Annotated in this window: 24 protein-coding genes; 7 read left to right on the top strand and 17 right to left on the bottom strand. The window is 66.0% G+C overall.

All coding sequences use genetic code 11. From position 1 onward, the window contains the following. Positions 1–272 precede the first annotated feature (272 nt). From AB7O82_RS13980 to cysG, 5 genes are all read right to left on the bottom strand, one after another. Positions 273–1,247: a ferritin-like domain-containing protein gene (locus tag AB7O82_RS13980; protein ID WP_428545159.1), complete on the bottom strand. Its 975-nt coding sequence runs from the start codon at positions 1,245–1,247 to the stop codon at positions 273–275. 76 nt (positions 1,248–1,323) lie between these two features. Continuing rightward, entirely contained in the window at positions 1,324–1,764 is a 441-nt protein-coding gene (locus AB7O82_RS13975) for a DUF934 domain-containing protein (protein ID WP_428545162.1), read from the bottom strand. Then, positions 1,748–3,424 carry a nitrite/sulfite reductase gene (locus AB7O82_RS13970; protein ID WP_428545165.1) on the bottom strand — a complete coding sequence of 559 codons (1,677 nt, stop codon included), beginning with the start codon at positions 3,422–3,424 and terminating at the stop codon, positions 1,748–1,750. Before AB7O82_RS13970 ends, AB7O82_RS13975 begins: the two co-directional genes overlap by 17 nt. Beyond that, on the bottom strand, positions 3,417–3,731 hold the full coding sequence (locus AB7O82_RS13965) for a DUF2849 domain-containing protein (protein ID WP_428545168.1): 315 nt from the start codon (positions 3,729–3,731) through the stop codon (positions 3,417–3,419). The genes AB7O82_RS13970 and AB7O82_RS13965 overlap by 8 nt, the downstream gene beginning before the upstream one ends. Next, positions 3,731–5,092 (bottom strand): siroheme synthase CysG, encoded by a 1,362-nt coding sequence (gene cysG / locus AB7O82_RS13960; RefSeq protein WP_428545171.1) that lies wholly within the window; start codon positions 5,090–5,092, stop codon positions 3,731–3,733. Before cysG ends, AB7O82_RS13965 begins: the two co-directional genes overlap by 1 nt. Positions 5,093–5,457: 365 nt before the next feature. Between cysG and AB7O82_RS13955 the strand changes: the two genes are divergently transcribed. The 4 genes from AB7O82_RS13955 to AB7O82_RS13940 all read left to right on the top strand — a co-directional run bounded on the left by AB7O82_RS13955 (position 5,458) and on the right by AB7O82_RS13940 (position 8,949). Further along, the gene (locus tag AB7O82_RS13955; RefSeq protein WP_428545174.1) at positions 5,458–5,898 is read left to right on the top strand and encodes an Hsp20 family protein; all 441 of its coding nucleotides are present in this window, start codon (positions 5,458–5,460) and stop codon (positions 5,896–5,898) included. 282 nt (positions 5,899–6,180) lie between these two features. Then, the gene (locus tag AB7O82_RS13950) at positions 6,181–7,713 is read left to right on the top strand and encodes a family 16 glycosylhydrolase (protein ID WP_428545177.1); all 1,533 of its coding nucleotides are present in this window, start codon (positions 6,181–6,183) and stop codon (positions 7,711–7,713) included. Continuing rightward, the gene (locus AB7O82_RS13945; RefSeq protein ID WP_428545180.1) at positions 7,616–8,326 is read left to right on the top strand and encodes a DUF4214 domain-containing protein; all 711 of its coding nucleotides are present in this window, start codon (positions 7,616–7,618) and stop codon (positions 8,324–8,326) included. Before AB7O82_RS13950 ends, AB7O82_RS13945 begins: the two co-directional genes overlap by 98 nt. A gap of 83 nt (positions 8,327–8,409) precedes the next feature. Next, positions 8,410–8,949 (top strand): VOC family protein, encoded by a 540-nt coding sequence (locus AB7O82_RS13940; RefSeq protein ID WP_428545183.1) that lies wholly within the window; start codon positions 8,410–8,412, stop codon positions 8,947–8,949. 265 nt (positions 8,950–9,214) lie between these two features. Here AB7O82_RS13940 and AB7O82_RS13935 read toward each other — a convergent pair whose 3' ends face one another. Both AB7O82_RS13935 and AB7O82_RS13930 read right to left on the bottom strand, forming a co-directional pair. Next, complete coding sequence (locus AB7O82_RS13935) at positions 9,215–10,144, bottom strand: fumarylacetoacetate hydrolase family protein (RefSeq protein WP_428545186.1); 930 nt, start codon at positions 10,142–10,144, stop codon at positions 9,215–9,217. After that, positions 10,141–10,470: a carboxymuconolactone decarboxylase family protein gene (locus AB7O82_RS13930; RefSeq protein WP_428545189.1), complete on the bottom strand. Its 330-nt coding sequence runs from the start codon at positions 10,468–10,470 to the stop codon at positions 10,141–10,143. Before AB7O82_RS13930 ends, AB7O82_RS13935 begins: the two co-directional genes overlap by 4 nt. Positions 10,471–10,535: 65 nt before the next feature. Between AB7O82_RS13930 and AB7O82_RS13925 the strand changes: the two genes are divergently transcribed. Then, entirely contained in the window at positions 10,536–11,483 is a 948-nt protein-coding gene (locus AB7O82_RS13925; RefSeq protein ID WP_428545192.1) for a hypothetical protein, read from the top strand. A gap of 186 nt (positions 11,484–11,669) precedes the next feature. Here AB7O82_RS13925 and AB7O82_RS13920 read toward each other — a convergent pair whose 3' ends face one another. From AB7O82_RS13920 to AB7O82_RS13885, 8 genes are all read right to left on the bottom strand, one after another. Further along, positions 11,670–12,533 carry a fumarylacetoacetate hydrolase family protein gene (locus tag AB7O82_RS13920; protein WP_428545195.1) on the bottom strand — a complete coding sequence of 288 codons (864 nt, stop codon included), beginning with the start codon at positions 12,531–12,533 and terminating at the stop codon, positions 11,670–11,672. A gap of 109 nt (positions 12,534–12,642) precedes the next feature. Beyond that, complete coding sequence (locus tag AB7O82_RS13915) at positions 12,643–14,979, bottom strand: xanthine dehydrogenase family protein molybdopterin-binding subunit (RefSeq protein WP_428545198.1); 2,337 nt, start codon at positions 14,977–14,979, stop codon at positions 12,643–12,645. 117 nt (positions 14,980–15,096) lie between these two features. Then, entirely contained in the window at positions 15,097–16,338 is a 1,242-nt protein-coding gene (locus tag AB7O82_RS13910; protein ID WP_428545201.1) for a VOC family protein, read from the bottom strand. Between the two features lie 84 nt (positions 16,339–16,422). Beyond that, on the bottom strand, positions 16,423–17,190 hold the full coding sequence (locus AB7O82_RS13905) for an FCD domain-containing protein (RefSeq protein WP_428545204.1): 768 nt from the start codon (positions 17,188–17,190) through the stop codon (positions 16,423–16,425). 10 nt (positions 17,191–17,200) lie between these two features. Further along, the gene (locus tag AB7O82_RS13900) at positions 17,201–17,905 is read right to left on the bottom strand and encodes an ABC transporter ATP-binding protein (protein WP_428545228.1); all 705 of its coding nucleotides are present in this window, start codon (positions 17,903–17,905) and stop codon (positions 17,201–17,203) included. Next, positions 17,898–19,655: an ABC transporter permease subunit gene (locus tag AB7O82_RS13895; protein WP_428545207.1), complete on the bottom strand. Its 1,758-nt coding sequence runs from the start codon at positions 19,653–19,655 to the stop codon at positions 17,898–17,900. Before AB7O82_RS13895 ends, AB7O82_RS13900 begins: the two co-directional genes overlap by 8 nt. After that, positions 19,646–20,497, bottom strand: a complete 852-nt coding sequence (locus AB7O82_RS13890; protein ID WP_428545210.1) for a branched-chain amino acid ABC transporter permease — start codon at positions 20,495–20,497, stop codon at positions 19,646–19,648. The genes AB7O82_RS13895 and AB7O82_RS13890 overlap by 10 nt, the downstream gene beginning before the upstream one ends. Positions 20,498–20,504: 7 nt before the next feature. Then, the gene (locus AB7O82_RS13885) at positions 20,505–21,752 is read right to left on the bottom strand and encodes an amino acid ABC transporter substrate-binding protein (protein ID WP_428545213.1); all 1,248 of its coding nucleotides are present in this window, start codon (positions 21,750–21,752) and stop codon (positions 20,505–20,507) included. A 521-nt stretch (positions 21,753–22,273) separates the two neighbouring features. Between AB7O82_RS13885 and AB7O82_RS13880 the strand changes: the two genes are divergently transcribed. Both AB7O82_RS13880 and AB7O82_RS13875 read left to right on the top strand, forming a co-directional pair. Then, complete coding sequence (locus tag AB7O82_RS13880) at positions 22,274–23,326, top strand: alcohol dehydrogenase (protein WP_428545216.1); 1,053 nt, start codon at positions 22,274–22,276, stop codon at positions 23,324–23,326. Then, complete coding sequence (locus tag AB7O82_RS13875; protein WP_428545219.1) at positions 23,323–24,297, top strand: class I SAM-dependent methyltransferase; 975 nt, start codon at positions 23,323–23,325, stop codon at positions 24,295–24,297. Before AB7O82_RS13880 ends, AB7O82_RS13875 begins: the two co-directional genes overlap by 4 nt. A 198-nt stretch (positions 24,298–24,495) precedes the next feature. On the opposite strand, the gene AB7O82_RS13870 is transcribed toward AB7O82_RS13875, so the two are convergent. Together AB7O82_RS13870 and AB7O82_RS13865 are read right to left on the bottom strand one after the other, a co-directional pair. After that, positions 24,496–25,239 carry a TlyA family RNA methyltransferase gene (locus AB7O82_RS13870; protein ID WP_428545222.1) on the bottom strand — a complete coding sequence of 248 codons (744 nt, stop codon included), beginning with the start codon at positions 25,237–25,239 and terminating at the stop codon, positions 24,496–24,498. Between the two features lie 7 nt (positions 25,240–25,246). Then, entirely contained in the window at positions 25,247–25,702 is a 456-nt protein-coding gene (locus AB7O82_RS13865) for a VOC family protein (protein WP_428545225.1), read from the bottom strand. Positions 25,703–25,965 lie beyond the last annotated feature (263 nt).

The following is a 25,965-nucleotide window of genomic DNA, read 5'->3' as shown; positions in this document are numbered from 1 at the left end:
CGAGCGAAGCTGCCTGGCGAGGACACTTTCCCAGTTCCTCCCCCCGCCACACGGCTGCGGAGTGGACACATTCTCGAAACCCTCTCCCGTAACCGTCCCGTAACCGGGGGAGGTGCCCCGTCATGCGGGGCCGGAGGAAGCCACACTTCGAGATGTCCTTGATTCCGACATCGGAATCTCATGGTCCTCGTCTGAGGCCTTCTCCCTCGGCCCCCTTCGGGGGCACCTCCCCCGTATGACGGTCGTATGACGGGGGGAGGAACGCAAGAACGTCACGCAGCCGCGAGGCTGATGCCGAACGATTGCAGGTTGGGCGCGATGCGTTCGGTCAGCAGCCCGACCTTGCGCAGGTTGCGGACCAGCCCGCCATGCAGGTCGCGCCGGAAGTACTTGCGGAAAGCCGTCTCGTCGCCGCCGGCGGCGCGCTCGCGGCGGAACCGCTTGATCTCGTCGACCTCGGCCTTGTTGAAGCCCATCTCCTGATAGGCCGCCAGCGGGAAGATGCCACCCAGCGTGCGGCTCAGCGCCCACACTGCGAAGTCCTCCATTTCGCGATGCTCGGCCTCGGTTGCCTCGTCGACGATGGCGGGCAGCGACAGCATGGCGAAGCCCATGTGGCGTGCCTCGTCCTGCAGGATGCGCCGGCAGACCTGGCGCAACACCGCATCCTTGGACGATTCCGCCAGCATGCGGAACAGCGAGACGGCGAAGGTCTCGGCGACGAGCTGCAGGCCAATCGTCTTCAGATGCCACGACGAGGTGCCGAGCAGCGTGTCGAAGATCTCGCGCACATTGCCGCCGACCGGATAGGTCTCGCCGCCGAGACGCAGGTCGAGGTAGCGCTGCAGCACCTCGTTGTGCCGTGCCTCGTCGGCCACCTGCGTGGCCTGGAACAGCTTGGCGTCCTGGCCTTGGACGTTCTCGACGAGCTGGCTGCACAGCAGCATCGCGCCATGCTCGCCCTGGACCAGCGTCGACAGACGCCAGCGGCTGACCCGCCGGTTGAGCTCGATACGATCGTCCTCGGACAGCGCGTCCCAGAACCGGGTGCCGTGGATGTCGACGAGATCGTCGGAGATCAGCCCGCCGTCGCCCTCGAGCGGCACCGACCAGTCGATGTCGCGGGACGCATTCCATTGGTCGATCTTGGCCTGCTCGTAGAGCCGGCGCAGGTCGGCCTGGTCGCTGGCGTAGTCGTGACGGAACTGCGCCGTATTGCGTGTCTCGACTTGATGTCCACTGGCCACGGCGTTCCTCCTGCTCTTCCTGTTCTTCAGGAAGCAGAATGAACGCCCGTTCAGGTCAATTCAACCCAGGCGAGGGCTACAGCGCCGCCCGGTCTTGTGTGCGGCGCAGCAACGCTGCCGTGGCACGGCCGTCCTCGGCCGGCTGGTAGACCACGCTGAACAGCGTGCGCGCCTTGGCCAAGGCCTCGCCGAAGCCCTTCTGCTCACTCTCGAAGGAATCGAAACCGCAGCGCAGCATGAAGGGCAGCTGGTCCTGCAAGACGTTGCCGGTGGCGCGCAGCTCGCCTTCGTAGCCCAGCCGGCCGCGCAGCAGGCGGGCCTGACTGTAGGCGCGACCATCGCTGAATTTGGGGAAATGCAGCGCGATCAGGCGCAGCTCGCCGACGTACGGCGCCAGCTCCTCGACCGGGTCGGTGTTGGCGAGCGCGACCGCCGGCCATTGCGGGCGTTGCCGCCAGTCGGCGTACGGCAGGGCAATCAGAATGGACGGCGTCGCCGCTTCAGTGAACAGTACCATAGACCCGATCCTTGAAAGGTTGGGCGCCGATGCGCCGGTAGGTGTCGACGAAGCGCTCGCCCGACTCGCGCGAGTCGAGATAGGTGGCGACCAGGGAATCGACTGCCTCGACCACCTTGTCGGCGGTGACCGCCGGGCCGAGGATCGCGCCCAGCGCCGTCTTGCCGAAATCGACGTCGCCGCCGAGGCTGATCTGGTAGAGCTCGACGCCGTTCTTGTCGACACCGAGGATGCCGATGTGGCCGACATGGTGGTGGCCGCAGGCATTAATGCAGCCCGAGATCTTGATCTTCAGATCGCCGATCTCGTGCTGGCGCGCCAGCTCGGCGAAGTGGTTGGAGATGCGCTGCGCCACCGTGATCGAGCGCGCGTTGGCGAGCGCGCAGTAGTCGAGCCCCGGGCAGGCGATGATGTCGGTGATCTTGCCGACGTTGGCCTCGGCGAAGCCCAGCGTAGCGAGCGCGCGCCACACCGCCGGCAGGTCGGCTATGGCGACATGCGGAAACACCAGGTTCTGCTCGTGGCTCACCCGGATCTCGCCCTTGGCGTAGGCGTCCGCGACGTCGGCGATGCCCTCCATCTGGGCTGCGCTGGCATCACCCGGCGGCGCGCCGGCGGGCTTCAGCGACGCCGTCACGATGGCATAGCCGGGCTCGCGATGGGGCGAGACGTTGGCCTTGAGCCACAGCGCAAAGTCGCGGTCCTCAAGCTTCAGCGCCTCGACGACGGGCACGATGGCCGGCCGCTCGGGCAGGTCGGGCGGCGCGAACTGGCGGGCGATCGCCTCGATCGTCTCGTTCGGCAGACCGAGCGGCCCACCCTGGGCTGCCGCGTACTCGGCCTCGACCTCCTCGCGCATCTTCTCGACGCCGATCTCGTGCACCAGGATCTTTATGCGCGCCTTGTAGAGGTTGTCGCGCCGGCCATAGCGATTGTAGACGCGCAGCACCGCCTCCAGATAGGCGAGCAGCTCGTTACGCGGCAGGAACTCGCGCACGGTCTTGCCGATCATCGGCGTGCGGCCGAGGCCGCCGCCCACGATCACCTCGAAGCCGACCTCGCCCGCCGGGTTGCGCCACAGGCGCAGGCCGATGTCGTGCACCCGCACCGCCGCGCGGTCGTTGGGCGAGCCGGTGACGGCGATCTTGAACTTGCGCGGCAGGAAGCTGAACTCGGGATGCAGTGTCGACCACTGGCGCACGATCTCGCACCAGATGCGCGGATCCTCGATCTCGTCGATCGCCGCGCCGGCGAAATGGTCCGCCGTGACGTTGCGGATCACGTTGCCGCTGGTCTGCATGGCGTGCATGTCGACCTCGGCCAGCTCGGCCAGCGCGTCGGGCGCGTCCTCGAGCTTGATCCAGTTGAGCTGCAGGTTCTGCCGCGTCGTGAAGTGGCCGTAGCCACGGTCGTACTTGCGCGCGATGTCGGCCAGCTTGCGCAGCTGGCGGCTGCTCAGCGTGCCGTAAGGGATGGCGATCCGCAGCATGTAGGCGTGCAGCTGCAGATAGAGCCCGTTGGTGAGGCGCAGTGGCTTGAACTGCTCCTCGGTGAGCTCGCCGGCCAAGCGACGCCGAACCTGGTCGCGAAACTGCTCGACCCGTTCGGCGACCAGCGTGCGGTCGTAGCTGTCGTAACGATAGAAATGGGTGTCAGGCATAGCGCACGGCGTCGGCGGCGATGGCGTCGAAGGTGAGGCCCGAGGCGCGGATGCGCTCGCGCAGCGACAGCGGCTGGAGCGTGCCGTCGTCGTCCTCCACCACGGCCACGAGGTACGGATCGATCACGCCGAACGCCTCGGCGCGCGCCCGCTCGAGCAGGATCTCGCCGGCCCGCTCGCCGCGCGCCAAGGCGGCACGGTTGAAACGCTCCGTCCATTGGCCGGCATCGTCGAGGAACACCACCACGCCGTCGACCAGCCGGTTTGCCGAGGCGATCGAAAGGTCGCCGTTGAGGTTCTTCGCCATCAGGATGCCTCTGCGAGAAGGGGTTGCTCGGCGGCGGTCGCGAGAGCCGCGACCTCGCCGACAATGATGAGGATTGGGCCGGCGTCGCCGCGGGAGTTGCGGGGGACGGCGAGCCGCGCTAGCTCGATGAGCGGGCCGACGCTGACCCGCTCGTCGGGTCGCGTGCCGTTCTCGACGATGGCGACCGGCGTGCTTGGGGAGGCGCCGGCGCCCAGGAGACGGTCGCGCACGGAAGCAGCCTCCGTGGTGCCCATGTAGATGGCGAGCGTATGGCCCTGCGCGGCCAGCGCCGGCCAGCTTTCGTCCTGCTGCCCACTGGCCTGTCCATCGGCGCGATGGGCGGTGACGAAGGTAACGGCGGACGCCAGGCGGCGATGGGTGAGCGGAATGCCCGCCGAGGCGGCGCAGCCCAGGGCAGCGGTGATGCCGGGAACGATGGCGACCGGCAGGCCGGCTCGGCGCAGCGCCTCGACCTCCTCGCCGCCGCGGCCAAACACCAACGGGTCGCCGGCCTTCAAACGGACGACCGTCTGGCCGGCGCGCACGCGACGCACCAGCTCGGCGTCGATCTCGGCCTGGGTCCAGCGCATGCGGCCCTTGCGCTTGCCGACGGCGATGAACTCGGCGTCGCGCCGCGCCCGCGCCAGGATGGCCGGCGGCACCAGGTCGTCGTGCAGGATGGCGTCGGCCTCCTGCAGGAGCTGGGCGGCGCGCAGGGTGAGAAGATCAGGATCGCCCGGGCCGGCACCGACGATATGGGCGATGCCCGTCGTCGTCGCATGACGGCGCGCGGCGGCGAGCTCTCCCAGCACGACGCGACGGGCGCCGGCGTCGTCACCGGCCAGCACCAGGCGCGCCGCCGGTCCGTCGACCAGCCGGCGCCACAAGGCACGGCGGCGCGTCGGCTCGGCGATCAGGGCACCGACCTGGGCACGGAACGACCGGGAGAGACGGGCCAGCGCGCCCAGCCGCTCGGGCAGGATCGCCTCGATGCGCTGGCGCAGCACGGTCGCCAGGACGGGCGCGGCGCCGCCGGTCGAGATCGCGACCACGACCTCGTCGCGGTCGACGATCGCCGGCATGATGAAATCGCTGAGCGCCGGACGGTCGGCGACGTTCACCGGCACGGCGGCCGCGCGGGCGGCGCGCGCCGCCATCGCATCGGCCTCGGCATCGCCGGTTGCAATGAAGGTGGCCGCTGCACCCCGATACGCCTCGACATCGTCGAGCGCCGCGTCGAGGCGCTCGACCTCGGCTCCGGCGGAACGCGCCAGCGCGGCGCGGCGGTCGGCGGCCGGGCCCTGCCCCACCACGACGACGCGGCGAGCGTCGAGATCGAAGAACAGCGGAAGATGTCTCACGACACGGCAGCGCGCAGCAGGATGTTGAAACCGAGCATTGCCGCCGCCTGGCTGAGGGCGAGAAGCCAGGGCCGCGTGACGGCGTAGCGTTCCAGGAGTTGCGACATGGGGCCTGTCCCTGATCCTCTTCGATCTGGCCTTCTCGATCTGGCGATGTTTGACACATTCGCCATGACTTGAATTTCCGAAGGTTTTCCGCGCCGGGGCATTTCTTGCTGCGCGACCCCGAGGGAAGGAAATTTTCCTCTCCCGACGGTTTTCCCGCCCCCTTGACGATCCGGCTGCCCACCCCAAATAGCCTGCTGTCACCCGTGCCCATCCTGGGGCGGGCGACGTCAAAACCATCGCTCATTGGAGGATGATCAATGCGTACGTTCGACTATTCCCCGTTCTATCGTGCCACCGTTGGCTTCGACCGGGTCTTCGATCTGCTCGATTCGGTGGCGAGCCAAAACGGCTCCAACGGCTATCCGCCGTACAATATCGAAAAGGCTGGCGACAACGCCTACAGGATCGTGATGGCCGTGGCCGGCTTCGCCGAGGCCGAGCTCAACGTGACCCAGAAGGAGAACGAGCTCCTGGTCACCGGCCAGACGGCGAACGCCCCCGAGGACAAGCAGTACCTCTATCGCGGCATCGCCGGGCGCAACTTCGAGCGCCGCTTCCAGCTCGCCGACCACGTGAAAGTCATCGGTGCGAAGCTCGCCAACGGCCTGCTGACGATCGAGCTGCAGCGTGAGATCCCGGAGGAGAAGAAGCCCCGCGCGATCCCCGTCACCGCCGGTCAGCCGGCCCTGACGCACTAAAGCACTTTCCGGCCGGCTGTAATCAGCCGGCCGGAAAGGCCCGGTGAGATCGACGTATCTCGTACGCTCCAAGCAACTCCGGCTGGGAGAAGGGCGCCGCCGCACGCGGCGCCCTTTTTCGTTAGTGGCTCAGGAGAAACGGCGCGCCGCTTCTTCACCCCTCCAACCAATGCATTGTGATCGACCGGCGTCCCCATTTTGGATTTGATGGAACCGAAAGCGCTTCCACTTAACCAACGGTTGCTCTAGTCTGGAGAAAGGCAATCGCAGAAGGGCTGTGCAATGACCACGTCTCCTACCCCGGGTACCGTTCTGTTCCAGGACAGCTTTACAGGCACCGGGACGCTCAACCCGAGCAACTGGGACTACAACCAGAACATCAACGGCTCAGCCTTCATCGGTCAGACCTGGTTCCGGCAGGCGATGGTCACCCAGAACGACGGCGCGGCGCAGATCGTGCTGGACACCTGGGGCGCGAACAACACGGCGGGAAAGGTCGGCGGCGGGCCGGACAACACCCCAAAGAACTTCAATGTGTTCATCGGATCGGAAGCGGTCACGAAGTCGAGCGACGGCAGTAAGCCGAATTTTGGCGCATGGCTAGCCACTGAGCAGAATGGCATTGCCTTCGAGGGGACTTTCAAGTTCCCGTCGAAGCAAGGCGGCATGATCACGGGCTTCTTTCTCTACCAGGCCACGCCGCCGGGGGAGGGTGAAAAGCATGACGAGCTCGACTTCGAAATCCTGACCACCGAGCTCGGCCGGATCTCGACCAATGTCTTCTCGAAGGATGCCCCCTCGATTATCATCAACGGCAATAGCCACGTTGACCGCCCGCAATCCTTGCCCACGGCGCAAGACACACCCAGCACGTTGCCGGCTGGCTTCTTCGAGTCCTACCACAACTATCGAATCGAGTGGTACCACGACTCCATCCTGTGGTTCCTCGACGGCAAGCTGATACGGACGGTGTCCGAAGCGGATTTGATTCCCCGCTCCGAGATGCGATTCCACATGAATCTTTGGGGCGTGCCGGGAGGGCCGCCCCAGCCGAACCCATGGGGAGTCAACGACGGTGACCCGACCGGCCCCACCGTCGGAAGCGCAGGCTTCGTGCCGGTCTTCAACCAGAGCAACAATGTCACTTACACCTTCAACGTTTCCCACGTGAAGGTCGAGCAGTTACCGGCGAAGCCGGGGACCAATGCCCACGACGTCGTCAATGGCGCCGCGAGCGCCGAGCATCTCAGCGGTCTTGCCGGCGACGATAATCTCAATGGCCTGGGCGGTGACGACACGTTCGTTGGTGCTCACGGCCACGATGCGCTCAACGGCGGCGACGGCAGCGATACGGCGATCTTCAGCGGCGAACGCTCCGACTACACGGTCTCCGCGGTGGGCGCTGCCACGATCATCTCGGATACGAGGGCGGACACTCCGGACGGCACGGATACACTGACCGGCGTCGAGTTTGCCTCGTTTGCCGATGGGCTCTACGCGATCGGCGCCGGCGGCGTTCTCACATTGGCCCCGATCGTTTTTCAGGCTTCTTCCAATTTCGTCGAACGCTTCGTGCAGGCCGACGCCTACGTCGTGAAGCAGGGCCAGGCGCTGACGGTAGGAGCCGCGGCGGGCGTGCTGTCCGACGATGGCGGCTCGTCGCTGACGGCGTCCCTGGTCAACGGGCCGCTTCACGGCACGCTGAACCTGGCGTCCGATGGAAACGTTCACCTACACGCCGACCGGCGGCTACCAGGGTTTCGACAGCTTCACCTATCTCGCCTCGGACAGCGCCGGCGCAATCGCCGAAACTGAGGTCCTCTTGCGCGTTGCCCCGGTGAACGGCGGACTGATCCTCGCGGCCGAGGAGCAGGTGGCCGGCGTCTACCTTGGCCTGCTCGCCCGCGCCGCCGATTTCGACGGCTTCATGTACTGGGACCAGCAGATCTACAGCGGGGCGGCAATCCGCGGTGTCGCCGGCGCCATCGGTGGCAGCGCCGAGGCCAAGGCGGGCTCGCCGTTCCTCGCGAATCCGAGTGGAGCGACGGACGCGCAGATAGGCGACTTCGTCGATTCGATCTACACTAACCTGTTCGAGCGAACCGCAGATGCCGCCGGCAAGGCCTACTGGGTGAACCAGGTGAAGCAGGCAACGGCGGCGAATCAAGCGCCGGGCGCGGTGGTCGCCGACATCATCAGCGGCGCGCGGGACGGCGGTGGCTACCAGGATGTCACGACGTTGCTCAGCAAGGTCCTCGTGAGCCTGCACTCTGTCGAGCATCAGTTGCTGATCGACACGAGCATCGTCGATCTGACGTCGGCGAGAGCTCTGGTCGACGCCGTGACATCGACCCAGGAAAGTGTGCTCACGGGCCTCAAGACCGCCGAGATGCTCGTCTTCGCCCCGGCGGGGACGGTTCCGATTTGACAAGGAAGGGGGCGGAAATCTCAAACTGAGACGATGCCCCTTTTTCCGTTGCCTGCCCGCTGCAGCGGCAGAACAATGCGGCCATGACCCTGTCCGCCCAGCTCACCCATTTCGGCATTCATGCCGTCGATCTCGACCGCATGGTCGACTTCTACACCCGCGTCATGGGGTTCGTGGTAAGCGACTCCGGCGTCGGCCGCTCCGGCGCGCGCGTCTTCTTCATGACGCAGAATCCCGAATGCCATCACCAGTTCGTGCTGTTCGACGGCCGCCCGGCCGACGTGACCTACAACCCGGTGAACCAGATCTCCTTTCGGCTCGATTCGCTCGACACGCTGAAGGGCTATCGCCAAGCGCTGATCGCCGAGGGCATCACCGAGCATCGCGTGACCGACCACGGAAACGCCTGGGCGCTCTACTTCAAGGACCCGGAAGGCAACCCGGTCGAGCTCTACACCGACACGCCGTTCTACACCCCGCAGCCTTGCGGCGAGCCGCTCGATCTCGATCAAACCAATGACCAGATCCTGGCCACGACAGAAGCCATGTGCCGCGGCCGCCCCCGCTTCATGACGCGCGAAGCCTGGATGCAGAGCATCCAGGACAAGCTCGACGCGCGGTAGACTCTTCGCTGGGAGCGCGCCACTCCTGTGGCGCTCTTCTTGCCCATCAGGCATCCCATGAGCGTCATTGGAGTGGCGCGCTCATAAGCGCTGACTTTCCCTTCGACTTCGCGCCTTTGCTGAGCGCGCACCACTTCGATGGCGCTCGTCGTGATGATTGCACATTCCATGAGCGCCACCGGAGTGGCGCGCTCCCAGCACATAACCCCTCCGTCCGCGATGACGCGGACACCTCCCCAGCGAAAGCTGGGGAGGCGCATGACACTCACTTCGCGTACTTCCCCGTGAGCTGCGGCGTGTGGGCGCCCTCGGCGCCCTTCTCCTTGTGCTGCAGGCGGGTGGTGCGGGCCCAGGTGCGCTTGAGCTCGTCCTTCACGTTGAAGCGCAGCGTGCCCACCTTCTCGACGGTCAGCTCGATCTTGTCGCCGTCCATGAAGGAGTTGAGGCCGCGGTGATTGGTGCCGGTGGCGATGATGTCGCCGGGCTGTAGCGTATGGATCGAGCTCACCCATTCGATGCAGCGCGGAATGTTGTGGGCCATGTCCGAGGTGTTGAACTTCTGCATGACCACGCCGTTGTTGGTGAGCGTGATGTCGAGATTCTGCGGATCGGCGATCTCGTCGGCGGTGACGATGCACGGACCGATTGGCGCGAAGGTGTCGCGCGACTTCATCTGGAAGAACACGTTGCCGGGCGGCGGCAGGCCGCGCGCCGAGCCGTCGATGAAGCATGTGTAGCCGAAAATGTGCTTCATCGCCTCCGCCTGGGACACCCGCGTCGCCGGCTTGCCGATGATTAGCGCAAGCTCGGCCTCGCCCTCGAAGATCGAGGCCGGCACGTCGGGCAGCACCATGGTGTCGCCGTCGCCGATCACCGCGGTCGCCGCCTTGTGGAAGGCGTTGATCTGCGGCTTCTCCTTCAGCGTGCCGTTCTCCATGTAGTTCACCGCCATGCAGACGATGTTGCCGGGCCGCGGCACCGGCGGGCGCAGCCTGACACCCTTCAGCGGCACGCTGGTGCCGTCCTGCGCGGCCTTCGCGACCTTGTCCTTGTAGGCATCCCACCTGGCGATCAGGCCGATGATCAGGTCGCGCGCATCGAGATGCGGGATGTCCTTCACCGCGTTGGTCACGTCGACGACGCCGTCGCCGATGATGACGCCCAGGCGGTAATCGTTGAAATAGCAAAGCTTCACTTCTTCTCTCCCTCGTCAAATACCTTCTTGGCCACGTTGGCGGCCGACATAGCGGTCGGCCAACCGGAATAGAATGCGAGATGGGTGATCAGCTCGATCAGCTCCTCCTTCTTCACGCCATTGTTGATCGCGCGGGTGAAATGCCCGGTCTGCTGCTCGGTGCGGCCGAGCGCCACCAGGGCGGCGCACGTGATCAGGCTGCGATCCCGCTTGGAGAGCCCGGGCCGCTCCCAGACATCGCCGAACAGGACGTTGTCGGTGAGATCGATCAGCTTGGGGGCGAAGGCGCGGAGGCGATCACGGGGACTCTGTGGTGGGTTCGACATGGTAACCATCCTTTTCAAGGTGCGAGCGAAGGGCTAGCTTTCCCGGCAAATTGTCGGAGGAAATCATGACCGTCATCAAGGTCGCAGACTTCGCCTTCCCGCGCATGGAGGCCCCGGATCTCGATGCGATGGAGGAATTCCTCACCCATTTCGGCATGGTCCGCGCCGAGCGCACGCCTGATGCGCTCTACATGCGGGGCGCCGATTCGCACCATCACCTGCATGTCGCCCACAAGGGCGGCACCAAGTTCATCGGCTTCGCCTACCATACGCCCGACGAGGACGACCTCAAGCGGCTCGCCAAGCTGCCGGGCGCCTCGGGCATCGAGACCATCAACGAGCCGGGTGGCGGCAAGCGCGTGCGGCTCACCGAGCCGAATGGCTACCAGGTCGAGGTCATCGCCGGCATGCAATCGGTCGCGCCGATCAAGGTCGAGCGCGACCTGGTCAACTCCGGGAGCGAGCCCCATCGCCGCGCCGGCCATGTGCTGCGCCTCACCAAGTCGCCGACCACGATCCAGCGCATCGGCCACGGCGTTCTGTCGACGCCCAAGGTCAAGGAGACCACGGCGTGGTTCCGCGAGACGCTGGGGTTCGTGCGCTCCGACGACGTCTATGCCGGCGACAAGGAGAACGTCATCGGCGCATTCAGCCGCCTCGACCGCGGCGACGACTATGTCGACCACCACGTGCTGTTCTGCGTGCACAACCAGAAGACCGGTCTCAACCACGTCTCCTACGAGGCGCAGGACATCGACGCGGTCTTCCAGGACCACGAGTACATCAAGCGGCTCGGCAAGTATGACCACATGTGGGGCATCGGCCGCCATCTGCTGGGCAGCCAGGTCTACGACTACTGGTCCGACCCGTGGGGCCGCGTGCACGAACGCTGGGCCGACACCGACCGCCTGAACGCGGCCAACGGCGGCAACCTGATCAGCGCCGAGGAAGGCTTCCAGTCGCAATGGGGCGACCGTCCACCGGAGCGGTTCATGGGGCATGCGAGCCCGTAGCTCATATTCCTCCCCAGCTTCGCTGGGGAGGTGGCCCGAAGGGGCGGAGGGGTCATGGCCGGACCGTGGGCGTCTGGCCCGCTCAAGATCATGAGCGGGCGAGACGCCCGCGGTCCGCATGAAATGATTCATGACCCCTCCGCCCCATATGACGGGGCACCTCCCCAGCAGAGCTGGGGAGGATGACTACTTGAACTTGTCCGGCAGGCGCTCGTCGTTGCCCAGAGCAACGCGGCGGACGCCCTCGCTGTCGGGGCTCGCGGGGAAGCCCGTCTTGGCGCGCGGCGCCGGCGCCTCGACGACCTTGTTGGACAGCCGGCCGACGCCACTTACCTCGATGTCGATCGTGTCGCCGACCTCGAGCGGCCGCGAATTGGCCGGCGTGCCCGTCAGAAGAATATCGCCCGGTAGGAAGGTCATGTGGCGGGCGAGGTCGGCGATCAGGTAGCCGCAGTCGAAGATCTGCTCACTGATGGCGCCTTCCTGCACCATGTTGCCGTTCTTGTAGCTGCGCAGGGTCGACTGGCGAACGTCGACTCCCGACACCAGGCCGGGTCCGATCGGACAGAAGCCATCCATCCCCTTGACCCGCAGCATGGACCCGGCATCGGTGTCGCGGAAATCGTGGCAGCCGAAATCGTTGGCCGGGGCGAAGCCGGCGATGCAGTCCCACGCCTCCTCGGCGGTCACGTTCTTGGTGACTCGGCCGAAGACCACCGCCATCTCGCCCTCGTAGTTGACGTACTTGTAGCCTTGGGGCCGCACCAGCTCGCCGTGGTGCGCGTTGAGTGCGGTCAAGGGCTTCTGGAAGTAGGTCGGCGTCTTGGGCGGCACCCGCGTGTTGTTGAACTCGAAGAAGCGCGAGATGTAGTTCACGTGCACGCAGATGATCTTGGTCGGCGTGCATGGCGGCAGATGGACGACATCCTTCTCGTCGGCCGTGCGGCCGTCTGCAAAATGGATCTTTCCATCCTTAAATTCGACCCAGTACTCGCTGCCATTCTTCATGACGCGCCGGACTTCCCGCCGCGGTCCTTCCAGAACACTCATTCGTTCATCCCCCTTTCAAAGCAATTGCTCTTCCGGACCACGGGCGTCTCGCCCACTCATGATTCATGAGCGGGCGAGACGCCCGCGATCCGCAAGACAGCGACGCGCCCTAGTTGCCCCTCGCTTGCTCGATGGCGCGCCACACGTTGTGCGCCGTGGCCGGCATGGCGACGTCCTTGACGCCGAGCGGCGCCAGGGCGTCCATGACGGCGTTCATCACCACCGGCATGGCCCCGACCGTGCCTGCCTCGCCGGCGCCCTTGGCGCCAAGCGGGTTGAACTTGGTCGGCACCGGATTGCTCTTGATCTCCATGCTGCACATCGTGTCGGCGCGCGGCATGGCGTAGTCGAGGAAGCTCGCGGTGAGCAGCTGACCGCTCTCGCGGTCCCACACCACCTGCTCACTCAGGATCTGGCCGACGCCCTGCGCGACACCACCATGGATCTGGCCCTTGAGCCCGATCGGGTTCATTACCGTGCCGACGTCGTCGACCACGCAGTAGCGGTCGAGATGAACCGCTCCTGTATCTGGATCGATCTCGACCTCGCAGATGTGGCAGCCGTTGGGGTAGGTGTCCCTCTGGCCGAGATAGGTGGCGTTCTCGTACAGCCCGCCCTCGAAGCCGCCTTTCGGCCAGCGCGTCGGGTTGAAGGCGGCCATCGCCACCTGCTTCAGGGTCACTGACCTGTCGGTGCCGGCGACCTTGAACACACCGTCGGCGAACTCGATGTCCTGCTCGCCGGCCTCGAGCAGATGGCCGGCGAGCTTCTTGCCCTTCTCGATCACCTTGCCGGCCGCCAGGAACAGCGCCGAGCCGCCCAGCACCGTCGAGCGCGAGCCGTTGGTGCCCATGCCGAAGGCCACCCGGTCGGTGTCACCGTCGATGAACTGCACGTCGGCCGGATCGATACCCAGCCGCTCGTTCAGGATCTGCTTGAACATGGTCTCGTGGCCCTGCCCCTGGGCCTTGGTACCCATCAGCAGCGCGGCAGTGCCGCTCGGATTGAAGCGAATCTCGGCATATTCCGGCTGCGCCGTTCCGGCCGCCTGCTCGATGGCGTTGACGATGCCCAGCCCGCGCAGCTTGCCGCGCTTCCTCGACTCCTCGGCGCGCGCGGCATAGCCCGCCACGTCGCCAAGCTTCAGCGCCATGTCCATGTTCTTCTCGAACTCGCCGCAATCGTAGTACGGCCCGACCGGGCTTTGATACGGCAGCGCCGACTCGGGCAGCATGTTCTTGCGCCGCAGCTCGACACGATCGATTCCCAGTTCGCGCGCCGCATCGTCGATAAGCCGCTCGATCAGGTAGATCGCCTCCGGCCGCCCGGCGCCGCGGTAGGGCGCGGTCGGGTTGGTGTTGGAGAGCACGCCGACCACGTTGATGTAGGCCTTGGGGATCAGGTAGACGCCCAGCACCGTGCCGATCATGCCGAACGGCGACAGCAGGTTGCGGTCCGACCCGACATAGGCTCCGATGTTGGCCAGCATATTGAGGCGCAGCGCGACGAACTTGTTGTCCTTGTCGAGCGCCAGCTCGATCTCGCCGACATTGTCGCGGCCGTGCTCGTCGGCCATCACCGCTTCGCTGCGCTCGCAGGTCCACTTCACGGGCCGCAGCAGCTTGCGCGCCGCCCACAGCGTCAGCCGGTGCTCGATGTACTGCCAGCCCTTGGTGCCGAAGCCGCCGCCGACATCGCCCGATATCACCCGCATCTTGCTCTCGGGCACCTTGAAAACGTTCTGCGCCAGCATGTTGCGCACGCGATGGGGATATTGCACGTCGGCATACAGGGTCATGCGATCCTCGCCCGGATCGTAGGTGCCAAGCGTTCCGCGCGGCTCCATGTACTGGGCATGCACGCGGGTGATGACATAGCGCCGCTTGATCACCCTGGCGGCCGACCTGATGGCCTCGTCGGTCGCCGCCTTGTTGCCGCGCTCGACATTGTTGGAGATGTTGTCGGGGCAGTCGTCCCACACCGCCGGCGCGCCGGGCTTCACCGTGTCCTCGGTCAGCGTCACCGACGGCAGCGGATCGTAGTCGACATTCACCAGGTCGGCGGCATCCTTGGCCTGCGCCAGGGTGTCGGCGATCACCATGACCACCGGATCGCCGACATAGCGTACCCGGTCGGTGACCAACGGCGGCCGCTGCGGCGCATACATCGGTTTCCCGTCGGGCCGCTTACGCGGCATGTTGGCCTTGGGCATGCCGAGCCCGTCGGCCGCGACGTCGTGGCCGGTGAACACGGCGACCACGCCGGGGGCATTCCTTGCTTCCTCGATATCGATCGAGCGGATGTTGGCGTGGGCGTGCGGCGAGCGCACGAACACTGCATGCGCCTGGCCGTAGACGTTGACGTCGTTGATGAATCGGCCCTGCCCGCGCAACAGCCGCGGATCCTCGAAACGCAGAACCGGCTGACCGATACCGTACTTGCTCATGACTTTCTTGCTCTCACGTAAATGACTTCACCGGGAGGGCGCCACTCCTGTGGCGCTCTTCTTGTTGATCACATATCCCATGAGCGCCACAGGAGTGGCGCGCTCCCAGCCATGAGTTCACCCCAACGGGCCCATGAAGGTCGGGTCGGCATAAGTGTCCGACATCGGCTCGAGGCTTTCCGGCCAGTCCTTGCCGACCTTGCGGCGCTCGCTCGCCGGACGCGGCCGGCCGTCCCAGCCGACCCGCTCCATGTAGTAGTACAGCATCAGGCAGTGCCCGGCAGGATCGATGACATGCGCGGCGTAGTCGACACCAGGATAGAGCTCGGCCGGGATCGCGTCGGTGAACTGTGCACCCTTCGCCTTGAGAAACGCCACCCCATCCACAAGCTGGCGGTAGCTGCCGACCTGCATGCCCATGGAGGCAACCGACGTGTTCGGATTGAGCCCGAGCTCCGACCGCAAGGCCTTGGGGAAGAGCGACAGACTGTGATGTTCCCCGCCGTTGTGCAGAAAGACGCAGCGATGGCCGCGCCACGTGACGGCCTCGGTGCGCACGAATCCCATCGTCCGGGTATAGAATTCCTCGGAAGCGGCAATGTCCGAGACGAACAGGCTCATCGGCCCGATATTGACGATCTTGAACGGCCGCTTCAGGCGCACGCCGGCGACAATGAAGTCGCCGTCACCACGATCGCGGACGACATTCCCGGCGCCGATGTCGATCCCCTTGGCGATCGCCTCGCGGACCTCCTGCTCTTCCGAGATCTGCGGCAGGTCCGGCCGTTCGCGGAAGGCGCGATAGTAGAGCGCCTCGGGCTTGCTGCGGCCGTCCCAGCCGATCTGCTCCATGCCGTAGTAGAGTTCGACCGTGTGGCCATCCGGATCGCGAATGTAGGTGTGCCAGTTGCTGCCCGGCATGTCGCGGCCGACGCGGCGGATCCCGACGTCCTTCTCGCGAAAGTAATCGGCCGCGGCGAACACCTCCTCCATGGTGCCGACCTGCCAGGTGATCTGATTCACGGTGATGTCCTTGGACACGGCGTCGTCGCCGAAGATCGCGCCGAGCGACTTGTGCGCCAGCAGGAAGGCGTGATGGTCGGAGTTGTGGCTCATGAAGACGATGCGGCCGTCCTCGAGCCGCTTGGCCATCTCCTCACGTCCGGGAATCTTCTTCAGGTCGCGCGTATCGGTGATGCGAAAACCGAGCAGGCCGGCATAGAAATCGATCCCCGCATCAAGGTCGGCGATGTTGAAGCCGAAGTGGCCGAGCCGCCGGATTTTGAAGGGCTGCGGATAGCGCAAGCCGCCGATGTCGTAGATCGCGGTGCCGGATTCTGTCTTTTGGATAGTGTCCATCACTTCCTTCCTTGCTGTTCTTCCTCCTCCCCAGCTTCGCTGGGGAGGTGCCCCGTCTTACGGGGCGGAGGGGTCATGGCTCTTCTAACCCCTTCGTCGTCTGCCGCCGCGCCCGGCGTCCATCGTCAATCCCGGCACCTCGGAGGCAACCTGCTCGACCGTGGTACGGATGTGCTTCTCGATCAGCCGGCAGGCCAGATCGACGTCGCGCGCCAGCGCGGCGTCGCGCAGCTCGAGATGCTCGTCCGGACGCTTCGAGCGCGCGTGGATGACCTTCAGCCAGTGATAACGCTGCGCCTGGGCGAACAGCTCGCTGCGGAAATGCAGCGACCACGGCGAGGTGCAGGTCGCCACCAGCGCATCATGGAAGCGCTTGTGCCGCTTGCCCCATTCGCGCTTGGCGGCCACCGGATCGTCGATCCGTGGCGCCTTGAGCTTGGACATCAGGAAATAAGCGCTGACGATTTCGGCTTCCCAGGCGTCGGTGCCATGGCGAATGGCGTCGGCCAGGGTGCGTGTCTCGAGATAGACGCGCAGCTCCGAGAGATCGAGGAAGTCGGCGAGCGAGATCGGCGCCACGCTGAAGCCTCGACCCGCCTCGGTGCGCGCCAGCCCCTCGGATACGAGGTGCGACAGGGCCTCGCGCAACGTGCCCACTGACGTATCGTAGCGTTGGCGCAGCTCGCCGAAGCGCAGACGCTGATTGGGTTTCAGGACGCAGCACAGGATGTCCTCGCGCATGCGGCGCAGCACGTCGAACGTCGCGGCGTCCTCGGCCAGCACATCCTGCGGTGCTGTCGTGGTCGCGATCCGGTCGCTGGTATCGAGGGGCATCTTCAGGATCTTGGCCATGATCGTGTCCTCACACGCCGAGATAGGCTTCGCGAATATGCGGCTGCTTCAGCAGCTCGTCGGGCAGGCCGCTGGTAACGATCCTGCCCTGCTCCAGCACGTAGGCGCGGTCGGCGACCTCGAGCGCCTTCAGCACGTTCTGCTCGACAAGCAGGACGGCGGCCCCCTCGGCGCGCACGCGCCCGATGATGTCGAACATGTCGTCGACGATGGTCGGCGCCAAGCCGAGCGAGGGCTCGTCGAACAGCACGATGCGCGGCCGCGCCATCAGGGCCCGGCCGATCGCCACCATCTGCTGCTGGCCGCCCGACAGCTCACCCGCCGGCTGCTGCCGCTTGTCGCGCAGAATGGGAAACAGCGTGAACACCCGCTCGATTGATTGGGCACGATGGCTGCGTGCCCCCGGCAGGTAGCAGCCGAGCTCGAGGTTTTCCTCGACCGACATCTTGGCGAACAACCGCCGCCCTTCCGGCACCAGGGCGATGCCGTGGCCGCAATAGTCGTGGGCACGCACGCGGGTCATGTCGGCGCCATCGAAGCTCAGCGAGCCCTTTCGGCAGCGCAGCAGGCCTGCCATAGCGTTGATCAGCGTCGTCTTGCCGGCGCCATTGGGCCCGATCACCGACACGATCTCCCCCGCATCGACGTCGAGCGAGACGTCCCAGATCGCCGGCGCGTCGCCGTAGCCGACATGGAGGTTGCGCGCTTCAAGCAGCATAGGCCTTGCCGAGATAAATGCTGACGACGCGCGGATCGCGCATCACCTCGCGCGGCGCGCCCAAAGCGAACAGCTTGCCCTCGTTCAGCACGGCGACCCGATCGGAAAGCTCGACCACGGCCCGCATCAGGTGCTCGACGAACACGATGGTCGCGCCCTGCGCCCGGATGGCGCGCACCAACCGGATCGCATTGTCGATCTCCGCCGGATTGAGGCCGGACAGTACCTCGTCGAGCAGCAGCAGCTTGGGGCGTGCCGCGAGGGCCCGCGCCAGCTCGAGAAACTTGCGCTCGTGCAGGTTCAGCCCCGCCGGCACCACTTCCTCCTTGCCGTCGAGGCCGGTGAAAGCGATCCAGTGCATGGCCTCGTCACGGATCTCTGCTCGGGTCCGACTCGGCCCACCGAAGGTCGCGCACAGCGCGACATTGTCGAGCACGCTCATGTTGGCGAACGGGCGCGGGATCTGGTAGGTGCGCGCCACGCCGCGCCGGGCGATCTCGTGCGCCGGCGTCTGGCCGATCTCCAAACCATCGACCCGGATGCTGCCGCTGGTCAAGGGATAGAAGCCAGAGATGGCGTTGATCAGGGTGGTCTTGCCCGAGCCGTTCGGGCCGACCAGCCCCATGATCTCGCCTTCGCGCACGTCGAGGTCGACGCCACCCAGCGCCTGCAGGCCGCCGAAGCGCTTGGTGACGCCGCGCGCCTCGAGCAACGGGCGTTCCTTGATGGGCTGCGTCACCGCCGGCACGACCGGAACGATCTCGGCCCGCGCCTCCTGCCCCGCCGGCCGACGCCGGCGCTTCAGCCACTGCTGGATCGCCGGCAGGACGCCTTCGGGCAGCCACAGGATGGCGACGATCAGGATCAGGCCGACGATGGCGCGGCCGACCATCGCCTCGCCGCCGCTGATGAAGGCATAGAGCAGAGTCGTGATGGCAGTTGCGCCGACCGCAGGCCCGAGCCAGTGCCGCGCGCCGCCCAGCACGCTCATCAGCACGACATAGAGCGGCACGGTGAGCTCGAACGTCCCGGCCACGGTCAGAAATCCGACATACATGGCATGGATGCCGCCCACCGCGCCGGCAATGCCGGCGGACAGGGCGAACGCGGCAAGCTTGTAACGGAAGGTTGGCACGCCTTTGGCCTCGGCGACGTCCTCGTCGTCGTGGATGGCGAACAGGCCCATGCCGAGGCGTGAATGGACGACCCACCAGGTGATGCCGAGCGTCAGCACGCACATGATGAAGCCCAGCATGTAGATCGTGCCGGTCGCCGTCGGCAGGATGTGCGGCAGCGGCACGGCGCTCATGAACACGCCGGCGCCACCGTCAATCGGCGTGTTGAGGATGATGGTGGCAACCACGAAGGTGACGGCGAGCGTCAGCAGGGCGAACAGCTCGCCACGCAGCCGCCGCAACCGGAAGACAACCGCACCGATGCCGACGCCCAGCAGCGCCGCCATCGCTGCCGCGATCGGCACGGTGATCAGGAACGGTACACTGAACTGGGTGGTGAGGGTCGCTGTCGTGTAGGTCCCAACCCCGAAGAACGCCGCATGGCCGAGGCTGAAGTAACCGGCGAAGCCGCTCAACAGTGCCCAGCTCGTCGCCAGCGAGATCCAGAAGAACACCAGGTAGAGGAAGGAATCGTAGAATGCCGGCAGTCCGGCTGCCGGCAGCAGCGCGAACAGCACGACGGCGAATGCGGCCGCCAGCCGCGGCAGGCTCTGAGCGGCGCTCACAGCCATTCGGGGTTCCACAGCAGGATGGCGATCAACACCGAGAACGACACGACCGGCGCCCAGGCCGGGCTGAACACCGCCATGGCGAGGGACTCGCTGGCCCCGATCAGCATGCCGGCGAGCAGGGCGCCCAGCGGATTGCCGAGCCGGCCAATGATCACCACTGCGAACACGACACCGAGCCAGGCCCAGATCTGGGCCGGCGCCAGGGTGGCGATGAGGGCGATAAACGTGCCGGCGATGCCGGCGTAGGCAGCACCGAGGCCCGACAGCAGGTAGGCGAGCTTCTTGTGGTCGACGCCGTAGGCGGCGGCGATATCGGCGTCCTCGGCCGCGGCACGCAACGCCTTGCCGACGTAGGTCTTGCGCAGCCACAGCCAGGTGCCCCAGGCGAGCACGCCCGCCACCATGCACAGAACCAGCTCGAGCACAGGTATGTAGAACGGCCCGGCTTTGATCGACAGCGTCGAGTAGTGCGTCTCGAAGCGGCGATAATCGGCCGTCCAGTAGAGCTGGATCGCCACCTCGAGGATAATGGCGAAGCTGAAGGTGATCAGCAGTGAGGCGAGCTCGTTCACCCGGAATTTGTCGAACAGCCAATGCTGCAGCAAGCCGATGGCGAACATCGCCGGCACCACCAGCGCCGCCGACCACCACGGAGCGATGTGATAGGTCGTGCCGAGCTCGTAGGTCAGGTACGCGGCGAGAAAAGCCAGTGCGAAGTGACTGAGATTGACCAGGCGCAACAAGCCCCAGCTCAGGCTGAGGCCGAGCGCCAGCAGGCCGTACATGCCACCGGCCAGCACGCCGGAGATCAGGGCCTGGCCGAGAAGCGTTGCGCTGGGCATTGCACCTTCAGGACGCGATCAGCTTTACGCCGGGCGCCGCGAACTCCTTGGGCCAGACGACCTTCCAGGCCTTGTTCTGGACCTGTTTGACCAGCTGCAGAGCGGTGCCGTGGTTGAATGGCCCGTCGAACCGGACGGTGCCGTAGATCGTGTCTACCTGGTTCTTCTTCAGCCAGGCAGCGATCGCCTTGTCATCGAGGCTCTTGGCGCCGTTCACGCCGGCCTCGAGAATCTGCCACTCAGAGATCATGCCGCAGGCCTGCGCATCGATGATCGTGTACGGCAGGTTGGCCTTCGTCGCCCGCTCCGTGTACTGGGCAGCGAACTTCTTCATTCCCGGCCGGCTCATGAAAGGCTCGTCCGGCTCGAGGAATGTCGAGCACAGCGCCTTGTCGCCGTCGGGAGACAATGCCAGGGGACCCGGCGCCGGATAGAGATGGAAGTGATTCTTCGGCGTATAGTCGAGCTTGCGCAGCGCTTCCAGCAACTGATTGCTCTCGAGGCCGAGTGATCCGACCCACAGGAAGTCGGCGTTGGCTTCCTTGACGCGCGCCGCGATGGCGCCGAAATCGCGGTTCCCGGACTCGTATTCGAGATAGAGCAGGACCTTGACACCGCGCTTCCCGGATTGCTCGCGCATGCCCTGCGCCATGAACTGCGCCGACGGGAACTTCGAGGTCAGCACGACGATGGTCTTCGGTGGCGTCGGCATGCTCGCCATCATGTCGAGCAGAACGTTGGGATACGTCTTGTCCGGCTCGGGTCCGAACGGCGTCGCCGGAAACGCCATGTCGTAGGTCTGCAGCTTGGGGATGCCCATGCTGCTCTGGATCATCACCTTGCCGTAGCGCTGGGCAACTCCCATCGCCGCCAGGATGGGCGCCGTCGCGTAAGGGCCCTGGATCAGATCGACCTTGTCGACGGTGATCAGCTTCTCGTACAGGCTGCGCGCGACGTCGGGCTTGGACTGGTCGTCGAGCAGGACGTACTCGACCGGCCGGCCGAGGAAGCCGTTCCTGCCGTTGATGTCCTCGACCATCATCTCCGCGGCGATCTTGTGGATGACCGCGGTCTGCGCGAGGAAGCCCGTCAGCGACAGCGTCCCGCCGACCCGCACCGGCTTGCCCGATGGCGCCGCACGCGCGATCGCCGGGGCAGCCAGCGTCGCCGCAAGACCCGCTCCCGCCAGGCCCGTCAACACGCGCCGCCGGTGCCACATACTCGTCTGGTGCCACACACCCGTTCGATCTTGCATCGTTCCCTCCACCGCGGCGCCGTTCTTCCGTGCGCCCGCGACGCGATCTTGGGATATCGAAACCGGTGTGTAAATGAATTTTCGAAAGTTTGGAAACTTTCGAAGGTCAGCACTTGTCCGATGGTCGGTTACCGGCCTGTAACGCCGCAGAGGCGTCACGCATCGTCAGTCGGCCGGCATCGGCGATGCAGGGCCGTCGACCTCAGAACGGGCCGAACAGCGATCTCATGAGGACGCCCGGCAGGCGCTCTGCGCCGTCCGAGCATCGCTCAGGGCGCATCAGGTCGATGCAGCGCAGCACGGGAAAGTCCCGCCATGCAACGCCTCCGACGAGAACCGGGAGAAAGGTCGTCGCCATTCACCCCGGCAAGGACGGCCCCAGGGTGCGGCGGTTTAACGCTCAACGCGCAGGGCGTGTCCCTCAATCCGAGGCGCCGCTCGATGCACTATGAAATGAGTCGGTGGCACAAGCTCGTCCGGCATGCTCTATGCTCGCTGCTGGAAGTTACGGGAGCACGCCCATGAAGAGCTACAAGGTCGTCGAGTTCGGCAAGCCGCTGGAGAAGGTCGAGGAGGCCAATCCGGCTCCCCATGGCACCGAGGTGCTGGTGCGCATCACCGCCGCCGGCGTCTGCCATAGCGACGTCCACCTGTGGGAAGGCTATTTCGACATGGGTGGCGGCAACAAGATCTCGACCCAGAAGACGATGAACCCGCCGCGCACCATGGGTCACGAGATCGTGGGCGAGGTCGTCGCCGTCGGTCCCGACGTCAAAGGGACCAAGGTCGGCGACAATGCCGTGGTCTATCCGTGGATCGGCTGCGGCAGCTGCTGGTATTGCCAGAACGCCATCGAGCATCTCTGCCCGACACCGCGCGCCCTCGGCGTCAACAAGGATGGCGGCTATGCCGACCACGTCCTGGTGCCGCACGCCAAGTATCTCTACCCCTACGGCAATCTTCCGGTCGAGCTCGCCTGCCTCTATGCCTGCTCGGGCATCACGGCGTTCGGCGCGGTCAAGAAGGCGGTCGGCCAGGATGGCGGCAAGCCCATCCTGGTGATCGGCGCCGGCGGCGTCGGCCTGATGGGTGTGCGCTTCGCCAAGTCGGTGCTGGGGCGCGAGCCGATCGTGGCCGACATCGACGAGAACAAGCGCAAGCTCGCGCTGGAAAACGGCGCCGTCGCCGCCATCGATCCGCGCGAGAAGGAAGCTCGCAAGCAGGTCATGGACCTGACCGGCGGCACCGGTGTGGGCGCGGCGATCGACTTCGTCGGCGCAGAATCATCGGCGCAGTTCGGCCTGCGTGCCCTCGGCCGCGGCGGCCGGTTGGTCATCGTCGGCCTGTTCGGCGGCACCTTCACCATCCCGCTGCCGATGTTCGCCTTCACCGGCTGCCAGATTGTCGGCTCGGTGACCGGCAGCCCGGCCGAGATGAAGGAGATGATGGACCTGGTGACCGCCGGCAAGGTGACGCCGGTGCCGATCATCAAGCGCAAGCTCGACGACGCCGATGCCACACTGCAGGAACTGCGCAAGGGCCTCATCATGGGACGCGCCGTCCTGGTTCCGTGAGCCAGGCCGGCAAAGCCCTCGCCTACGCCTTCGAGTCGGGAGCGCTTGCCCCGGAGCGTGCGTTTTTCCTTCGCGCCGAGCCGTCCCCCTTCCGCGACTGCGACGCCGAGCAGTCCTTCCGTCCGGAGTATCTCCGGCTGAAGCGCGCCGGCTGGTCGGTCGTGCCGCGCCTCGAGGGCAATGGCTATCCGCTTGGTCAGATCCTCCTGACCAAGCACAAGGAGGAGAGCTTCGCCAATATCGCGCGTGGCTGGGCCTTGCTCGGCGAGGGGGGCACGCTGGCCTGCGCGGGCGCCAACGACGATGGCGCAGCAAGCCTGGAGAGGCAGGTCGGCAAGATCTTCGGCCTGGCCGGGTCGCTGTCCAAATTCCATTGCCGCGTCTTCTGGCTGAAGCGCGGCGAACGCCGGCCGCCCCAGTATTGGTCAGAGCTGGGCCGCTTGCGCCCGGTCGGAGACGGCTCGTGGATGAGCCAGCCCGGCATCTTCAGCTGGGACCACATCGACGATGGCTCTGCCCTGCTCGTGCATCACCTGCCCGGCGATCTGTCGGGCCATGTCGCGGACTTCGGTTGCGGTTGGGGCTATTTGGGTCGCGAGATCGTGGCAGGCGCGCCGGGCGTCACCGCGCTCGACCTGATCGATGCCGAGCACCGCGCGGTAGAGGCGGCTCGCGCCAACATCATCGATTCACGCGCGAGCTTCCACTGGCTCGACCTCGCCACCGAGGCAGCGCCCGCAATCTACGACGTCGTCGTTTGCAATCCCCCGTTCCATGCTGGCCGCGCCGCCGATCCTAGTCTTGGCAAGGACGTCATCGCCGCCGCCGCCCGGGCGCTGCGACCCGGCGGGCGCTTCTTCATGGTCGCCAATCGCGGCCTGCCGTACGACGCCGTACTGGCCGCCAACTTCTCGACAGTTGCGCGCCTCGCCGACAACAACAAGTTCCGCGTCAGCGTTGCGGTGAAGTAGCTCTTATCCTCCTCCCCAACGAAGTTGGGGAGGTGCCCCGTCATACGGGGCGGAGGGGTCATGGCTCCGCGAGCGTCTCACCCGCATGAATCATGAGCGGGCGAGACGCCCGCGGTCCGGAAGACTCTTGACCCCTCCGTCCGCGAATGCCCGGACACCTTCCCAGCGAAGACGCTGGGGAGGAGAAGGACGGCGCCCTCACACCCTCTCCCGCACCCCCACGATCAGGAACTCCTTGTTACCGTCGGCGCCTTCGATCGGACTGTCGGTCAGGCCGAGCACGCGCCAGCCGGGTTGGACGGCTAGCCACGCCTCGATCGTCGCGCACACCTCGGCGTGCAACTCGGGCTCGCGCACGATGCCGCCCTTGCCCACCCTGCCCCTGCCAACCTCGAATTGCGGCTTGATCAGCGCTACCAGGTGCGCCCCCGGAGCCGCCAGGGCGAGCGCGGCTGGCAGGGCCGTGCGCAGCCCGATGAAAGACGCGTCGCAGACGATCAGGTCGATGGGCTCCGGCACCTCTGCCCGGGTGACGTCGCGAATGTTGGTCTTCTCCATCGACACCACGCGTGGATCGATGCGGAGCTTCCAGGCGAGTTGGTTGGTGCCGACGTCGATCGCATAGACCCTGGCGGCGCCGCGCTGCAGCAGGCAGTCGGTGAAGCCGCCGGTCGAGGCGCCGACATCGAGGGCGATGCGGCCAGCAACCGGGATGGCGAAGCGGTCGAGCGCCCGCTCGAGCTTGAGACCGCCGCGCGAGACGTAGGGATGCGGCTGGCCGCGCACCTCGAGCGGCACGTCGGCTGCGACGGCATGGCCCGCCTTGTCGAGCCGCATTTCGCCGGAAAAGACCACGCCCGCCATGATCAGGCGCTGCGCGGCGGCGCGAGTCTCGGCAAGGCCACGCTCGACCAGCGCAACGTCGAGACGGGTCTTGGCCATGCCGCTCCTAGACCTGCGGTGGCAGCGATCTGTGCGCGGCCGAAATCGGGCTCATGAGCCCGACCGCGAGCCCGTCGGGATCCTCGACGATGGCATAGCGTGCGCCCCAGAACGCGTCGTACGGTGGCTGCAGGCCGCGATAGCCGGCAGAAGTCATGTCGCGATAGATGTCGTCGACAGCCTGACGCGAGGCTACACTGAAGCCCATCACGACCCGGCCGGCGAGATCCGTGCGGCCTCGCCAACCCGTGTTCCAGACCCGGGCAAACGTCGTGCTGTCGAGATCGAGACCGGCCCTCTCGTCCTCGCCTTCAGCAGCGGTGACGTGATGAGCACCCGTTGCCGTCCGCCATACGCGCTCTTCCGGAATTTCGACGCCGAGTCGGCGATAGAAGGCGAGCGAGGCGTCGAGGTCGCCGCCGATGACGTTGACCTGGTTGAGGACTGGCCGCACGCGTTCCATGAACTGCTCCCGCATTGATCCCCGCCATGCCGAGTGCTTAACACGGGCGCAGAGGGGGAGAACAGAATGGCGAACCGACCGATCCACTCTCGTTGGCACGACAGTGGAGGTCGATGGCGGCATCGGGCTGATCAGCCGGATCCCTCCCAAGCCTTGACCAACGGGCCCGGAATGACGACTTTCCTTCCGTCGAAAGACAGCCAAGAGGGGGTTTCACCATGACGCTTCGCATCAACTCCACCGCGCCTGACTTCAAGGCCGAG

Source organism: Reyranella sp. (genome assembly GCF_050185545.1).
Taxonomy (GTDB): domain Bacteria; phylum Pseudomonadota; class Alphaproteobacteria; order Reyranellales; family Reyranellaceae; genus Reyranella.
Note: the sequence above shows the minus strand (reverse complement) of the source record. Positions and strands in the feature narration are given on the sequence as shown.

Bases quoted from the DNA above. Each gene is read 5' to 3' on its own strand.
- AB7O82_RS13910 (WP_428545201.1), bottom strand. From the start codon at position 16,338: ATGGACACTATCCAAAAGACAGAATCCGGCACCGCGATCTACGACATC.
- AB7O82_RS13975 (WP_428545162.1), bottom strand. From the start codon at position 1,764: ATGGTACTGTTCACTGAAGCGGCGACGCCGTCCATTCTGATTGCCCTG.
- AB7O82_RS13955 (WP_428545174.1), top strand. From the start codon at position 5,458: ATGCGTACGTTCGACTATTCCCCGTTCTATCGTGCCACCGTTGGCTTC.
- AB7O82_RS13965 (WP_428545168.1), bottom strand. From the start codon at position 3,731: ATGGCGAAGAACCTCAACGGCGACCTTTCGATCGCCTCGGCAAACCGG.
- AB7O82_RS13885 (WP_428545213.1), bottom strand. From the start codon at position 21,752: ATGCAAGATCGAACGGGTGTGTGGCACCAGACGAGTATGTGGCACCGG.
- AB7O82_RS13865 (WP_428545225.1), bottom strand. From the start codon at position 25,702: ATGGAACGCGTGCGGCCAGTCCTCAACCAGGTCAACGTCATCGGCGGC.
- AB7O82_RS13925 (WP_428545192.1), top strand. From the start codon at position 10,536: ATGACCGTCATCAAGGTCGCAGACTTCGCCTTCCCGCGCATGGAGGCC.
- AB7O82_RS13905 (WP_428545204.1), bottom strand. From the start codon at position 17,190: ATGGCCAAGATCCTGAAGATGCCCCTCGATACCAGCGACCGGATCGCG.
- AB7O82_RS13920 (WP_428545195.1), bottom strand. From the start codon at position 12,533: ATGAGTGTTCTGGAAGGACCGCGGCGGGAAGTCCGGCGCGTCATGAAG.
- AB7O82_RS13970 (WP_428545165.1), bottom strand. From the start codon at position 3,424: ATGCCTGACACCCATTTCTATCGTTACGACAGCTACGACCGCACGCTG.
- AB7O82_RS13890 (WP_428545210.1), bottom strand. From the start codon at position 20,497: ATGCCCAGCGCAACGCTTCTCGGCCAGGCCCTGATCTCCGGCGTGCTG.
- AB7O82_RS13915 (WP_428545198.1), bottom strand. From the start codon at position 14,979: ATGAGCAAGTACGGTATCGGTCAGCCGGTTCTGCGTTTCGAGGATCCG.
- AB7O82_RS13950 (WP_428545177.1), top strand. From the start codon at position 6,181: ATGACCACGTCTCCTACCCCGGGTACCGTTCTGTTCCAGGACAGCTTT.
- AB7O82_RS13895 (WP_428545207.1), bottom strand. From the start codon at position 19,655: ATGGCTGTGAGCGCCGCTCAGAGCCTGCCGCGGCTGGCGGCCGCATTC.
- AB7O82_RS13930 (WP_428545189.1), bottom strand. From the start codon at position 10,470: ATGTCGAACCCACCACAGAGTCCCCGTGATCGCCTCCGCGCCTTCGCC.
- AB7O82_RS13945 (WP_428545180.1), top strand. From the start codon at position 7,616: ATGGAAACGTTCACCTACACGCCGACCGGCGGCTACCAGGGTTTCGAC.
- AB7O82_RS13870 (WP_428545222.1), bottom strand. From the start codon at position 25,239: ATGGCCAAGACCCGTCTCGACGTTGCGCTGGTCGAGCGTGGCCTTGCC.
- AB7O82_RS13880 (WP_428545216.1), top strand. From the start codon at position 22,274: ATGAAGAGCTACAAGGTCGTCGAGTTCGGCAAGCCGCTGGAGAAGGTC.
- AB7O82_RS13940 (WP_428545183.1), top strand. From the start codon at position 8,410: ATGACCCTGTCCGCCCAGCTCACCCATTTCGGCATTCATGCCGTCGAT.